The organism is Chromohalobacter sp. HP20-39 (assembly GCF_033052815.1).
Taxonomy (GTDB): Bacteria; Pseudomonadota; Gammaproteobacteria; order Pseudomonadales; family Halomonadaceae; genus Chromohalobacter.
This window is the reverse complement of sequence record NZ_JAWHTP010000818.1, coordinates 1-260: the sequence shown is the minus strand read 5'-3', so window position 1 is coordinate 260 and position 260 is coordinate 1. Positions and strand designations below refer to the sequence as shown.

Below are 260 nucleotides of genomic sequence, written 5' to 3'. Positions count from 1 at the left end.
TGTTCAGGAAGACGCCGTCGCTGGCGCCAGCGGTCAGGCCGAGCACGACCGGCACGCCGGGCCAGATCACCGCGTTGACGGCCTTGATCGCCGCCAGCAGGCTTTCCTTCATCGGCGGCCGCGGCGCCTCGGTCGCCTGGCCGATGGGCGTGATCTTGACGCGCGGGTCCGCCACGACGCGCTCCAGCGTGGCCTGCACCTCGTCGACCCGCTCGCCGGGCAGGATGCGGCAGTTCACGTTCGCCTGGGCCCGCTGCGGC

General features: G+C 73.1%; 1 protein-coding gene. It reads right to left on the bottom strand.

Features of this window, described 5'->3' with window-relative positions:
- On the bottom strand, positions 1 to 260 hold a 260-nt coding region (locus RVY79_RS20235), incomplete at both ends, for a hypothetical protein (protein WP_317466371.1).